Raw genomic sequence first — 15,669 nt, 5'->3', positions numbered from 1 at the left:
GCATCACGACGCCCGAGAAACTCGATACAGCCCGTATCGTCATAACGCGCCAGATCGCCGGTGCGATACAGTCGCTGCTGGCTGACCGGATGCTGAATAAATGCCGCCGCACTGCGCTGCGCATCACGCCAGTAGCCGCTTGCCAGCCCGTCACCGCCAATCAGCAACTCGCCCGCCACGCCTGCCGGACGATCCCGTCCCTGCGCATCGACAATGTAATAGCGCTGATTCGCCAGCGGAAAACCATAGGGCACCGCATGCCAGTGTGGCTCAATATGCTTCACTTCAAACCAGTTGGACCAAATCGCCGCTTCGGTGGCACCGCCCAACGCAATAAGTCGCGCGTTCGGCGCAATGTGCGGGATACTGGCCGCCAGATCGCAGCCGATCCAGTCACCGGATAACAGGATATGGCGCAGCGCAGGCAGTGGTTGCTGCTGCGCCCGCGCCTGCTCGACCAGCATCGCCATCAGCGACGGCACCGAATTCCAGCAGGTCACCTGGTGTTGCTGTAACAGCGTTAACCAATGCGCGGCATCACGCATTCCCTGTTGCTCCGGCAACACCAGCGTCGCGCCCGCCGCCAGCGTGGCGAACAGATCAAAGATCGCCAGGTCGAAACTGAGTGAGGAGAGGCCAAAGACCCGATCATCCGCGGATAAATTAAGTCGTTCACCAATATCGGCGAGGGTATTGGCGGTGGCAGCATGCTGCATCGCCACCCCTTTCGGTTCGCCGGTAGAGCCGGAGGTATAGATGATATAGGCGGTCTGCGTCAGCGGCGGATATGCCACGCGCTCGGCAGCGGGCGGCAGATTATCCAGCGCAACACCGGTTATCATCGGGCATTGCGCCAGACGGTCTGGCCCGGCAATTAACGCCACCGCCTGCGACTGCGCGATAACCTGATGCAGACGCGCCAGTGGCCAGTCGCTGGCGGCAGGAACCAGTATGGCACCGGCTGCCATCACGCCAAGCGCGGCGATAATTTGCGGCGCACCTTTGGCAAGGGAAACCATTACTGGCCGATCGCGACAGTCCAGCTGATTAAGCCGGGCGGCGACTTGCCGTGCCTGCTGCGCCAGTTGCTGATAAGACCACTGTTCGCCAGCGGCAATCAGCGCAATCGCCTGTGGCCGCCGCGCGGCTTGCTCAAAGAAACCGGCATGCAGCGTCGCCAGCGGCAGATTTTTCTGCGTGCGGTTGACCGCGGTGCGGATCTGCTGTTGATCGACCGGCAGCGGCAACGCCACCGGCTGCTGCCAGAGAGTGGCATCATCGGTCAGGCGGTCCAGCAGCGCACCATAAGCGCGGAACATCGCGTCGATCATCCCCGGCGGAAACAGGTTATCGATCACAATCCAGTTATATTCCAGGCTGCCTTTGCGCACCATCACCTGATGATCGAGCCACACCTGCGGCGTGGCGGTATAAAGATATTGCGGTTCGCCTAACAGATCGGCACCGGCCACCAGCGTGTCGAGATCCATCCCCAGCAGACTGGTAAACACAATTGGCATCGCGCTGCTGTCCGCCATTCCCTGACGTTTCGCCAGCTCGCGCAGCACATCCACGCCGCCAAAATGGCTGTGCGCCAGTCGCTCCCACAGCATTTGCTGGAGTCCGGCGGCGCGTTGCTGAAACGGTTGCGGCTCGCTGCAATCAACGCTCAGCAACAGTACCGAGGTGAAATCGCCCACCAGTTGCGCCACATCCGGGTGATAAGGCCGACGGTTAAAATGGGTCAGGTTTAAGCTAAAGCGCGGCTCTTCACACCACAACGTCAGCAATTCGCTGAAAGCCGCCAGCAGCATCGCCGACGGCGTAATCCCGGCGCTGGCCGCCCGCTGCGACAACCGCTGCCAGCGCTGCGGCGCGATTCGCCGCTGCAAACGGCGAAACTGCGGCTGTACCACCTCGGCGGGCTGGCAGGCCAGCGGCAGCTGCGGTGCCGGATGCAGTTGATCGATACGTGCCAGCCACCACTCGCGGTCGCGGGCATATTCCGACTTCGCTCTGGCCTGCGCTTCGGCCAGTTGATAATCGCGAAAACTGTAGTGAATATCCGGCATCACCAAATCGGGCTGATGGTAAAAGCGCTCCAGTTCCGCCAGCACGATATGAAAACTCTGCACGTCAAACGTCAGCAGATCGAGATCGAGATGCACACGGCAAACGTCGGCACTTTCCCGACTGGCGCGCAGCTCAAACAGCGGCCACTGGCTGGCATCCAGCACCTGTTGGCACATGCGCTGACGAGTAGCGGCCAGCTGCTGATTTTTATGTGACGGCGTCACGTCAGTCAGATCGTCAGTGGCAATCTGATAATGCGGCACCGTCGCCAGAATACGCTGCATTCCCTGCTCATCGACACAGGCGCGCATCATGCCATGACGGGCAATGACGCGATTCCACGCGGCTTCAAAGCGCTGCAAATCGAAATTCTCAATTTGCCACTCAAAATAGACATGGCAGGAGACGCCGCCCAGCGCCAGTGACTGGCTGCGACCAATCCAGTAAGCATGCTGAATATCGGTCAGTGGAAAAGGCCGGGTCGCCGGATCTTCAGGCTGGTATTGCCAGCTTTGCCAGTGGGGTTGCTGGCCGGAAAGCAACCAGCCGCCGGGTTTCAGTAGCGGATACCACAGTTCCGGTTCGGCGGGCGGCGAACTGAGCAGCACCAGATCAAAACCGGGTTGGCTAAAGCGACGACGCGACAGGTCATTGCTGATATCCAGATGCTGCCAGTCGATATCCGGCTGGCTTTTGCGGCGGGTGATCTGCTCGATCCTTGAATCCACCGCCACGGTGTAGCGTGCCGCCCGCTGACGTAACTGCTGGCGTAGCGCGCAGGCTTCAAGCAGTTCGCCTGCTGCCATATCCAGCACATGGCACTGTTCACTGGCTGCCAGTGCCGCCAGTGGGTCCGGTAGCGCATTAATCTGATTTTTATCTGAATTCACCGCGGCTCCTGTTACGTAATAAACACTTCCCTTAGCCGATTTCACCCGCCATTTCGGATGGGTAGCGCGTTATGCATTAATCAACTATTTATTAGATGTTATTGCAAATGATAATTATTTTTATTACGGTGGCAAGCGAAAGTTTGACTAAAAAAACAACACAAAAGCAGTGGGTTAGCTTGATGCGCGGGAGTGCGCATCTCGGGTCTGACAGACCATTTTAAACTGGACATTGTGGGCGATGCTTAATTTCACAGACATCTAACTGTTTGAGGTTTAAGTAAAATGGCATCGCATCACCCTGCGTTGAATCGCTTCGCCACGCTGGTTGACGGCATTGAATTTCATGCCCACCAGCAATGTGATTTCCCCGCCCTGCGTTTTCATGCCCACGACGGCACGGAACAGATTTTAACGTTTGGGATGATCGCCGCACGATCGCGCGCATTGGCCGCCAGATTGCAGCAACACTATCCACCAGGCACGGCCGCGCTGATTCTCTATCCCTCCGGCGTGGATTACGTCACCACCCTGCTGGCCTGTTTTTACGCTGGCGTGATTGCCGTACCGGTCAATTTATCCGGGCCATCGCGCGTTAAGCGGGTACTGAGCAAACTGGATGCGATTACCGCAGACTGTCAGCCCGCCGTGATGTTGACCGGCGAGGAAATTATCGCTGCCTCCGGCGACGCGCTAAGCCAGTTTGCAGAGCAGCACCAGTTGGTGGTGATGCAGACCGAGTGTGACGATGAGCAAAGCTGGCAACAGCGCTGGCAGCCACCGGCGATTGATGGCGATACCCTTGCCTTTTTGCAGTACACCTCGGGTTCAACCGGACAGCCCAAAGGGGTGATCAACTGCCACCGTAACCTGCTGGCAAACCTTGAGTTTCTTGCCTGCCTGACGCTGCCAGCAGAGAAAACGGTGGTGGTCAGCTGGCTGCCGCTGTACCACGATCTGGGTCTGATTATGGGGATCCTGTCGCCGCTGCTGTATGGCAATACTGCGGTCTATTTCCCGCCCGCTGCCTTTGTGAAAGATCCGCTGCGCTGGCTGGAACTGGCGCATCACTATCGCGGCACGGTATTGCCCTGCCCGAATTTCGCCCTGCAACGCTGTACCGAAGCCGCGCGTGAACAGCCGCAGCGCATTGCCCACTGGGATCTCTCTTCGGTGGTCAGTCTGGTTCCCTCCGCCGAGCCGGTTTCCGCACAGCATCTGGAAGCCTTCTGGCACTGTTTTAAAGCCTGCGGATTACGCCGCGACGCACTAAAACCCTCTTACGGCCTGGCCGAAGCCACACTGATCGCCGCAGGCAACAGCGCCAGCGAACCGGTGTATCTGGATATTGATAAAGCCGCGCTGCTGCACAACCAGGTGGAGGTCGCGGAACATGCCAGCAACCACACCCGCCGTTATGTTGGCTGTGGCAATGAATTTGGTGGACAGGATCTGCGCATTGTCGACCCGGACACGTTGCAGCCGCAGCCCGACGGCAAGGCCGGGGAAATCTGGCTCAGCGGCGCGGCGGTGGCGCAAGGCTACTGGCAACGTGAACAGCAGAGCCTGGAGACCTTCTCCGCCCGGCTGGCGCAGGATGACAGTGACCGCCGCTATCTGCGGACCGGCGATCTCGGTTTTCTTCATCAGGGTCAGTTATTTATTACCGGTCGGCTGAAAGATGTGCTGATTGTGCGTGGCCAGTGCCACTATCCCAATGATATCGAAACCAGCGCGGTGGCAGCTCACCCGTTGGCGGTGGTGGATGGCGCAGCGGCTTTTGCCTGTCAGTACGACGATGAAGAGCGGCTGGTGGTGGTGCTGGAAGCCCGGCGCGCCGACGACAGTGCCATGCAGCAGCTGGTCGCGGCAGTACGACAGGCGGTGGCTGACCAGCATCAGCTGGCGGTCTGGCAAGTGGTGCCGATTCGCAAAGGCACGCTGTTACGCACCACCAGTGGCAAAGTGCGCCGCCGCGCCGTCAGTGAAGCGTGGCAACAGCAACAACTGCACTCGCTGTGGCAGGAAACCTCCCGCCCGCAGCCGGGCACGGCGTCCGCAAGCGAGCTGGTTAGCTGGATCTGCCAGCAGGCAGCAGAACTGCTCGGCACCGTTACCGCCCGCAATATCGATCCGCAACAGTCGCTGTTTAGCTATGGCCTTGATTCGGTGACAGCCGCCAGTCTGCTGGCCAGGATTCGCCAGCACTGGCAGATTGATATCGCTGAAAGTGCGCTGTTTGACAACCCTGCCGCACAGGCGCTGGCAACGCGTATTCACGCGCTGCAACAGCCGCAGAGCGGAGCCGCACCCGAACCGCTGCGTGCCGCCGTCGATGAACCGGTGGCGATTATCGGGATGGCCTTTCGCCTGCCGGGCAGTGATGGCGAGGAGGCGCAAACCGACCAGCAGTTCTGGCAGCTGTTGCTGGCTGGCGCGTCAGCAATCCGCCCGATGCCCGCCGAGCGTTTTCGCAGTAACGAGGAGATCCCCGGCTTTGGCGCGTTCCTGAATCGCCCGGCGGATTTTGATGCCGCTTTCTTTGGCATGTCGCCGCGTGAGGCCATCAATACCGATCCGCAGCAGCGTCTGTTGCTGGAAGTCAGCTGGCATGCGCTGGAGGATGCCGGTGTTCGCCCTTCGACACTGCATGGCGCCGATGTCGGCGTGTATGTCGGCATCGGCACCGGCGACTACGCCCATATTCCCTTTATCACCGGCGACAGCGCGCATCTTGATGCCTATTACGGTACCGGCAACTCCTTTGCCGCCGCCTGTGGCCGTCTCTCCTATTTTTACGGCTGGGAAGGCCCGTCGGTGGCGGTGGATACCGCCTGTTCATCGGCACACAGCGCGCTTCATATGGCGTGTCAGGCAATACGACTCGGTGAATGCGATATGGCGATGGCCGCTGGCGTTAAGTTGCAACTGCTGCCGGAAGTGGACCAGGTGCTGCATAAAGCCGGCATGCTGGCCGCCGACGGTCAGTGCAAAACCTTTGATGCCAGCGCCGACGGCTATGTGCGCGGTGAAGGCTGCGTGGCATTTCTGCTAAAACCGCTGTCGCTGGCCGAAGCGGATGGCGACACTATCCGTGCGGTGATTCGCGGCAGCCTGGTGCGTCAGGATGGCGCCAGCAGCAGCTTGTCTGCGCCGAACGGCGACGCGCAGCGCCGCCTGCTGCAACGGGTACTGAATCGCGCCGGATTGCAGCCCGACGATATCGATTATCTTGAACTGCACGGCACCGGCACCCGCCTTGGCGATCCGATTGAGTATCAGTCAGTGGCTGAGGTGTTCCGCCATCGTCAGGCCGCCGCACCGCTGTGGCTCGGCTCAGTCAAAGCGAATATTGGTCACCTCGAAGCGGCCGCAGGCGCATCCGGGGTGGTCAAAGCGGTACTGGCGCTGGAGCACGGGGTTATTCCTCCGCATATCGGTATGAATCAGCTGAACCCGCTGATCGATCTCGATCTGATCCCGGCACGGTTGCCCCAGCAGGCGGAAAACTGGCCGCAGCGCGCCCAGCCGCGCCGTGCTGGCGTGACCTCCTACGGTTTTGCCGGTACGCTGGCGCATGTGGTGCTGGAACAGGCACCGCCGCGCAATGAACCGGCATTAACCAACACTAATCAGCCACAGCTGTTTATGCTGTCGGCGCGCAGTGAAGCGTCGCTGCAACAGCTGCGCCGGCAGTGGATAACACAGCTGGACAATGCCCTGCCGCTGGCGTCAGTCGCCGCCAGTCTGGCGCAAACGCGTGAACATCATCCGCTACGGCTGGCGCTGGTCGCCAGCGACAGCAAAGCACTGCGGGCGGCACTGCGCGAAGTCGCCATTGGCGAGGCGGTAAGCAGCGCGCCACGGGTCGGCTTTATGTTTACCGGCCAGGGCGCGCAATACAGGGGTATGACGCGCGAACTGTATCAGCAGGAACCCGCCTTCCGCGCGGCGCTCGATGAGGCGGAAGCGGCAATTGCGCCGTGGCTGGGCGAATCCCTGCTGGCGCTGATTGCGGGTGACGAAGCAGAACGGCTCAATCAGACCGCCATCACGCAACCGGCGCTGTTTGCCGTCGGCTATGCGCTGGCACGCCTGTGGCAGAGCTATGACGTTCAGCCGGTGGTGCTGCTCGGCCACTCGATTGGTGAATTCGCCGCGCTGGTCATTGCCGGTTCGCTGAGTCTGGAGGATGCCGCGCGCATGATCGTCCGGCGCGGTGCACTGATGCAGGCGTTACCGGCGGGCGGCGGTATGCTGGCGGTCAGGCTGAGTGCCGATGCTCTGCAACCTACCCTCGACGCATTGCCCGCAGCCGAACGCGCCCAGGTCGCCATCGCCGCGTTAAACGGTGCCGAAGATACCGTTCTGGCCGGGACATTAAGCGTCCTCGACACGCTACGCAAGCAGCTGGAACAGAAATCTGTCAGCGCTCGTCCGCTGACGGTTTCTCATGCTTTCCATTCACCGTTACTGGATCCGATGCTCGATGACTGGCAGCGGCATTGCGCCACGATTGCCACCGTCGCACCCACCATCCCGTTAATTTCCACCCTTTCCGGCAGCCTGCTGACCACGGCACCGGACGCCGACTACTGGCGTCAGCACGCCCGCCAGTCGGTACGCTTTCATCAGGCGGTGTCCGCCGCAGCGCAGCAGTGCGATCTGTTACTGGAAATCGGCCCGCACGCGATTCTCACTGCACTGGCGCAGCGACAGTTAAATACAGAAAGTCTGCCGCATCCGGTCAGCGTGGTCGCCAGCCAGCGCCGCAACAGCCCGCAGCTTGCCACGCTGCGTGAAGCGCAACGGGATCTTTATCTGCATGGGGTGAATTTCGCCTGGGAAAACCCGACCTGCACGGCGTTTAATGCCCCACGGCTCCCGGCTCGCGCTTTGCCGCGCTATCCGTTCCATCGTCAGACGTACTGGCTGGATTACGATGGCGATGCGCCACGCGAACCGCTGCCGTTGCAGCCGTTGCCGGTGCACAGCAGCGCCGAAGCGGTAGCACTTTATACTCAGCAATGGGAAGCGATTGAGACGCCACAGCCGCAACGCAATGAGGGTCGCTACTGGCTGCTGGGGGATGAAAACAGCTGCCATCATCTGGCGGATACTTTCGCCGCGCAAAATGTCGAATCCATTTATTGTGACGATGTGCAGCAACTGGCCGATCACTGGCAGCAACACGATGTGGCGCTGTATCTGCCGCCGCGTGAAGACGCGGTGTGGACGTTAATCAGCTGGCTGCAACAGATCCAGCAACGCAACGCGTCGATAAAACTGATGTTGCTGACCCGACAGGCGCAGGCACCGCAACAGGAAATCTGCGATGCCGATCAGGCGGCGTTATGGGGCGCGGCGCGCGCACTGGCGATTGAATACCCGGCCTGTAAATGGCTGATGCTGGATACCGACGCGGAAATCGGCATCTGGCAACTTGCCAATGCGGTGCTGCGCGCCAGCAGCTGTTTCAGCGACGAAGATGCTTTATGTCTGCGCGACCAGCAGTGGCTGCATCCGTGTCTGACGCCGGTAGAGGATCATGTCCTGACGCCACGCGCAGCGTTCCGCATTGACGGCGAAGCGGCAGTGTTAGTGGTCGGCGCATGGGGCGCGCTCGGACGTCATATCAGCGAATGGTTAATCCGCAACGGCGCTCGTCATCTGGTGTTGACCGGTCGTCAGCCGCCGCGCCGCCATTTGCAGGCGTGGCTGCAACACTGGCGCAGTCGCGGCATTACCCTGACCTGCGTCGAAACCGATATTACCGCCGAGGATTCCGTCGCGGCGCTGTTTGACAGCATTAAACAGTTGGGTCGCCCGCTGGCAGGCGTCTTCCACTGCGCGGGTGTCGGTCGCTTTAATCCGCTCGACCAGATCGCTCGCGAGGATTATCAGGCGGTGGCCGGCGCTAAAATCACCGGTACCGCACTGCTGGATAAATTTACCCGCGATCTGCCGCTGCAATGGTTTGTCTGCTTCACGTCGATTGCCGGTGTCTGGGGCTCGCGCCTGCAAATTCACTATGGCGCGGCCAACGCCTGGCAGGATGCCCTGATGCGCCAACGTCGCCACTTGGGTCTGGCCGCATTGAGTATCTCGTGGGGGCCGTGGAGCGGCGGCAGCGGTATGTCGGAAGTGGATGCATCACTGTTGCAGTATCTGCGCATGGCCGGGATCCAGCGCCAGTCTCCGGCGCGTTATCTGGCGACGCTGGATAAACTGTTTGCCGGCGACATGCACTCGGCCGATTTCCCGGCGGTGTGGCTGGCGGCCGAGATCGACTGGCAAAAGTTTGTTCCGCTGTTTGCGCTCTACAGTCCGGTGCATCTGTTCAGCCGCTGTCTGCAACAGCAAAATGTCACTGAATCGCCGGTCAATACTCTGCAACGACGCGATCTGCATCAGCTCAGCCATGCCGATCAACAACAGGTGATTCACGATTTTGTGCGCAGCGAACTGGCGCGCACCCTGCGCATTGCGCCGCACGCGATTCAGCCCGACAGTGAGTTGCTGGCGCTCGGCATGGACTCGATTCTGGTGATGGATTTCTCGCGCCGCTGTGAAAGTGAGCTGGGTATCGCCTGTTCGCTGAAAGCGCTGTTTGAACACAGCACCCCGGCGCGGTTAATCGCCTGGCTCAGTGAACAGCTGGCCTTATCGTCAGACAACGTGGTGGCGTCGACCGGGCTGACCGTCAGCCATGATGCTGCTCAGCGCTATGCGCCATTCCCGCTAACCGAATTACAGTATGCCTACTGGATTGGTCGCCAGGATCACTACCCGTTAGGCGGTGTCGCCTGCCATGCTTATCTGGAAGCCGATGCCGCGCAGGCGCTGGATATCGCCCGTCTGCAACGCAGCTGGAATCAGCTGATTGAGCGCCACGATGCGCTGCGGCTGATTATTGCCGAAGATGGCCGCCAGCAGGTGCTGGCCGAGGTGCCGGAGTATCAGATAACGGTGGCCGATCTCCAGCAGGCCAGCCCGCAGCAGGCCGCGCAACAGGCGACACAGTGGCGCGACACCCTGTCGCATCAGTTGCTGCCCACCGACCGCTGGCCGCTGTTCGATCTGCGCGTCATGCTGCTGCCAGGCGGCGGCAGCCGACTGCATATCAGTATCGATATGCTGATCAATGACGCCACCAGTAGCCAGATTTTATGGGATGAACTGGTCGCGCTGTACCGTGCTGACGGGGACTTGACCCAGGCCGGATTGCAGCCGTTCAGCATCGGTTTCCGCGACTATGTGCTGGCGAAACAGCAACGCGAAGGCGCGCGTCTGCAACAGTGGCAGCAGGACCGCGACTACTGGCTGCAACGCCTGCCGACGCTGCCCGCCGCACCGCAACTGCCGCTGATTGCCGAAAACCTGACGCAGGTGCATCCGCAATTTAGCCGCCGTCAGCGCACGCTGGCGGCTGAGCAGTGGCAAACGCTGCGTACGCGGGCAGCAGGTTACGGTGTCACGCCTGCTTCGCTGTTAATCGCCGCCTTTTCCGAAGTGCTGGCCAGCTGGAGCAGCGAGTCTGCCTTCAGCCTGAATCTCACCATTTTTGACCGCCTGCCGTGGCATCAGGATGTGCCGCGTATGGTCGGTGACTTTACCGCCGTTACCCTGCTGGCGCTCGATCATCAGCAGCCGCTCAGCTTTGCCGAACGCGCCGCACAGGTGAATGGCGAAGTGCTCGACAGTCTGCAACATCGCAGCTTCAGCGCGGTGGATGTGCTGCGTGAATGGAATCGTGGCCGTGAACAGCAGGCGTTAGTCGGCATGCCGGTGGTATTTACCAGCCAGCTGGGGGTCAACGATCCCACCAAAGGCGCAGCGGAAAGCCCGCTTGGCGAGATTATCTACGGTATCAGTCAGACGCCGCAGGTGTGGCTGGACCATCAGGCCAGCGAGCAGGATGGCGCGCTGGTGTATAACTGGGATGCCGTCGACGACCTGTTCCAGCCGGGCGTGCTGGATGCCATGTTTGATGCCTATGCGCAGTTACTGCAACAGCTGGCGCAGGACGACAACCTGTGGCAACAGCCGCTGCCCGCGCTGCTGCCTGCGACACAGCAGCAGGTGCGACAGGCCATTAACGCCACTGCTGCCCCACTCAGCGACAGCACTCTCGACGGCCTGTTCTTTAGCCGGGCGGCCACCCAGCCGCACGCCACCGCGCTGATTAGCGCCGAAGGCCGCTGGAGTTACCAGCAGCTGGCAGGCTGGAGCCAGGGCGTGGCGGCACAGCTGCTGGCGGCGCAGGTGGCACCGGGCGATCGCGTCGCGGTGGTGATGCATAAAGGTGCAGCGCAGGTGGCCAGCTGCCTGGCGATACACCTGGTCGGCGCGGCCTATGTGCCGCTGGCGGCGGATACGCCGGCGGCGCGTCTGCAAACTATTCTGCGCGGCAGCGATATTCGCGTACTGCTGACCCAGCCGGACTACACGGCTGCGCTGAGCGCATACGGCCACTGCATTTGCGTTGATGCCCGCCAGCCGGAAACGGCGCTGGCGCTGCCGATGGTGACACGCCAGCCCGACGACGCCGCCTATGTGATCTACACCTCGGGGTCGACCGGCGTGCCGAAAGGCGTGTTAATCGATCATCGCGGCGCGGTCAATACCGTGCTGGATATCAACCGTCGCTTTGGCGTCACCGCCACGGATGTGGTGTTCGGTCTGTCGGCGCTGTGGTTCGATCTGTCGGTGTGGGATATGTTCGGCACCTTCGCCGCAGGCGGCACACTGTTGCTGCCGGAACCGGACGCGATCCGCGACCCGGCGCGCTGGCTGGAGTGGATCAAACGTGACAATGTCACGGTATGGAACTCAGTTCCGGCACTGCTGGACCTGCTGCTGGCGGAAGCGGATTATCATCCACAGGCGCTGTCCGGCTTACGCACCGTGCTGCTGAGTGGTGACTGGATAGCGCTGCATCTGCCGCAACGGCTGAAAAACCATGCGCCGCACGCACAGTTAGTGGCAATGGGCGGCGCAACGGAAGCCTCTATCTGGTCGAACTGGTTTGTGGTGGACACGCTGCCGGATCACTGGAAAACCATTCCTTACGGCTACCCGCTGACCAACCAGGCGTATCACGTGCTGGACAGTCAGCTGCGTGACTGCCCGGATTACGTCAGCGGCGACCTGTATATTTCCGGCAGCGGCGTGGCGATCGGCTATGAAAATGATCCGCAGCGCACCGCCGCCAGCTTTATTACGCATCGCGGTCAGCGGTTGTATCGCACCGGCGATCTGGCGCGTTACTGGCCTGACGGCACGCTGGAGTTCCTTGGCCGTCGCGATCATCAGGTAAAAATTGCCGGTAACCGTATTGAACTGGGTGAAATTGAAGCGGCGCTGCAACAGCATCCGGCGATACGCGATGCGGTGGTGGATACCCTCGACAATCCGCGCGGGGAAAAACGGCTGGCGGCCTGGCTGGTGCTGGAGGCGGATGCGCAGACATTAAGTCAGCAGCTGAGCGCCGAAAGCGGCTTGCAGGCCGGTCAGCAGCTGATTGACTACGCCACTCAGCAACTGGCGCAACAGCCACAGCAACCCGCTCAGTCACAGCTACAGCAGTTCTGGGCGCTGATCGATCATCTTGGCGATCGGGCGATTGCCGATACGCTGGCGCAAGCCGCTGACAAGGCGCTCAATCCGACCGCTGAATTTGCCACGCTGGCGCAACAATGGCAGCAGCGAAGCCGTGCGGAAATCCCGTCGTGGGAGAGCTTACTGACCACAGCGGCAGAGATCGGTTTACCGCGTGACGCGCTGGTGCGCCTGCAAGGTGGCGCAGCTGACCGGCTGCGTATTCTGCGTGGTGAAGCGAATGCGCTGGAGCTGTTCTACAGTGATGACGATGCGCTGTCGCCGGAACAACTGACGCAGGCCAACCCGCTGAGCGCGCCGATCACTGCCGCGCTGGCGGCGGTGATTGGTCAACTGGCGCAGCAACTGGGACGCGCGCCGCGCATCCTCGAACTGGGTGGCCGCAGTGGCGTGGCAACTCAGGCGCTACTGGCACAGTTGCCGGGCGTGGCGCTGGAATACTGCTTTAGCGACGCCTCGCGTTTGCTGCTGCAACAGGCGCAAAACCGCCTCACCGTCAGCGACAATCATGCGCTGCAATTCAGGGTAATTGACAGTGAACAGCCGGTGGCGCAGCAGGAACTGCATCACCATCACTATGACCTGGTACTGGCATTTAATGCCCTGCACCGCAGCCGCAATATTCCCCGTCTGTTACAGCGCATCAGCACCCTGCTGCGCCCGGGTGGCTGGTTACTGGCTCCGGAAATGACCCGTAACAGCACTTTCCAGCTGGCGACCGTGGCATTGCTGGAAGCCGGTTACAGCCAGCTGGAAGATCAGCGGCGCGCACAGGCACTGCCGCTGCTGTCGGAGACGCAATGGCAGCAACAGCTGCAACAACAGGGTTATCAGCACAGTGCCGCACTGACGCTGCCGCAACGGGATCACAGCGGTCTGCATCTGCTGATGGCGCAGATGCCGGAACGTTTGTGGCAATTCGCGCCGTCGCGCGTCAGCGACTACCTTGCCACCCTGCTGCCGGGCTATATGGTGCCGCAGACGCTGATCACCCTCGATGCACTGCCGCTTAGCGCCACCGGCAAAGTGGCGCGCGCGCTGCTGCCACGCCCGCACAGCAGCACCAAGCCGCGCAGCACGCAACCGGCTCCGCAGTGGCACGGCGCGGATGCCCGTCTTGCCAGCCTGTGGGCGGCGCTGCTCGGCGGTGAAATTCCGGCCGCCGATGCGCACTTCTTCGAAGCCGGTGGCGACAGCCTGACTGCCGTGCGGCTGGTGGAGAAAATCCGCCATCAGTTACAGCGTCAGGTGGCTCTGCGCGATCTGTTTATCACGCCGCGCTTTGCCGACTTTGCGGCAAAAGTGGCTGCCGCACCGCGCTGGCAAGAAGCACAGCAACGCTGGCAGGCCGATGAATCGCAACGCTATCAGCCTTTCCCGCTGACTGATGTGCAGCAGGCTTACTGGATTGGTCGCCAGAATGGTCTGACGCTGGGTGGCGTCGCGACCCATCTGTATGTGGAAATTGATGTCGATAACCTCAGCCACGCCGCGCTGGAAAATGCCTGGCAACGGTTGATCGATCGGCATGACATGCTGCGCGCGGTGATTGATGACGCGGGTTATCAGCGGGTATTGCCGCAGGTGCCGGATTACGCGATTCAGTGTGCGGATCTGTGCAACGCCAGCACATCGCAGTGCCAGCAGTGGCAACAGCAAACCCGGCAGGCACTCAGCCATGAGGTGCACGATACCCGCCGGTGGCCGCTGTTTACCGTGCAGGCCGCGCAGCTTACGCCGCAGCGCATTCGCCTGTGTATCAGCCTCGATAACCTGATTTGTGATGGCCGCTCCATGGTGATGCTGCTGTCGGAATGGGCGCAGCTGGCCCGCCAGCCACAAAGCCAGCTGCCACCGCTGACGATTCGCTTCCGCGATTATGTGCTGGCGCAGGAGCAGTGGCCGCAACGCGCCAGCTGGCAAGCGGCGCTGAACTACTGGCTGGAAAGGCTTGATGCGCTGCCCGCTGGGCCGCAACTGCCCCTGGTCAGCCAGCCGGAACAGCAGCCGTCGCCACAGTTTATCCGCCGCGAATCGCGCCTGAGCGCCAGTCAATGGCAGGCGCTGCGTGAGCGCGCCACCGACGCCAGCATTACGCCAAACGCGCTTCTGCTGACGGTATGGAGCACGGTGCTGGCAAACTGGAGCCGCGATGCGCACTTTACCCTCAATCTGACGCTGTTCCAGCGCCCGGAAATCCATGACGAACTGCCGTATGTCGTCGGTGATTTCACTTCTCTCAGCCTGCTGGCATGCGATATGCGCGGCGATGCGCCGTTCCTGACGCGTGCAAGCGCTTTGCAACAGCAGCTGTGGGATGACCTCAGCCACAGCGAAGTGTCAGCGGTGCGGGTATTACGCGAAGCGGCACGTCGCCGGGGTGGCATCAATGCGATGGCGATGCCGGTGGTGTTTACCAGCGGGCTGGGCGTTGATGCCAGCGGCAGTGACAGCAGCGTCGCCGCCGACTGGCTGGGCGAATTTGGCTGGAGCGTCAGTCAGACGCCACAGGTATGGATTGACCATCAGGTGGTGGAGCGGCGCGGTGAGCTGGTATTCAGCTGGGACTGTGTCGATGCGCTGTTCCCCAGCGGCCTGACGGAACAGATGTTCAGCCACTACTGCGCCCTGCTGCGCGCGCTGGCGGAAGACAAGGATCTGTGGCAACAGAATCTGGCGCAGCAACTGCCGGACTATCACTGGCCGCAACCGCAGATGGCCATCGCCGAGGCCCCGCAGGTAGCGGAACCCACGCCGCACGGCAGCGACGCGCTGGTGACGATGATCTGTCAGCAGCTGCAACAGATCGCCGGGCTGGAAACGGTGCCGCCGCACAGCAACTTCTTTGAAGCCGGAGCCACCTCGCTGCATCTGATCCGCCTGCGCCAGGCGTTGCAACAGCAGCTGGGCGTGCAGTTACCGGTGGTCGAACTGTTCAACCGCCCTAATGCGCAGGCGCTGGCCAACTGGCTGGCGCATCAGGAAGAACCGGTCAGTGCCGGTCATAGCGATATCAGCGAACGACGCCAGGCGCGCCAGCGCCGCCGTCAACAACGTCAACGTTAATGCAGGGAAATCAGTAACT

2 protein-coding genes are annotated in these 15,669 nt (G+C 61.4%); one reads left to right on the top strand and one right to left on the bottom strand.

The window, feature by feature from the left end:
- Positions 1 to 2,963, bottom strand: a 2,963-nt coding sequence (locus NG42_RS17310; RefSeq protein WP_162231037.1) for a non-ribosomal peptide synthetase, incomplete at its 3' end; no start/stop codon positions are given.
- A gap of 285 nt (positions 2,964 to 3,248) precedes the next feature.
- Here NG42_RS17310 and NG42_RS17305 point away from each other — a divergent pair.
- Positions 3,249 to 15,650 carry a hybrid non-ribosomal peptide synthetase/type I polyketide synthase gene (locus NG42_RS17305; RefSeq protein WP_052901408.1) on the top strand — a complete coding sequence of 4,134 codons (12,402 nt, stop codon included), beginning with the start codon at positions 3,249 to 3,251 and terminating at the stop codon, positions 15,648 to 15,650.
- Positions 15,651 to 15,669: the final 19 nt, after the last annotated feature.

Origin of the sequence: Winslowiella iniecta (genome assembly GCF_001267535.1) — a bacterium.
Lineage (GTDB): Bacteria > Pseudomonadota > Gammaproteobacteria > Enterobacterales > Enterobacteriaceae > Erwinia > Erwinia iniecta.
Note: the sequence above shows the minus strand (reverse complement) of the source record. Positions and strands in the feature narration are given on the sequence as shown.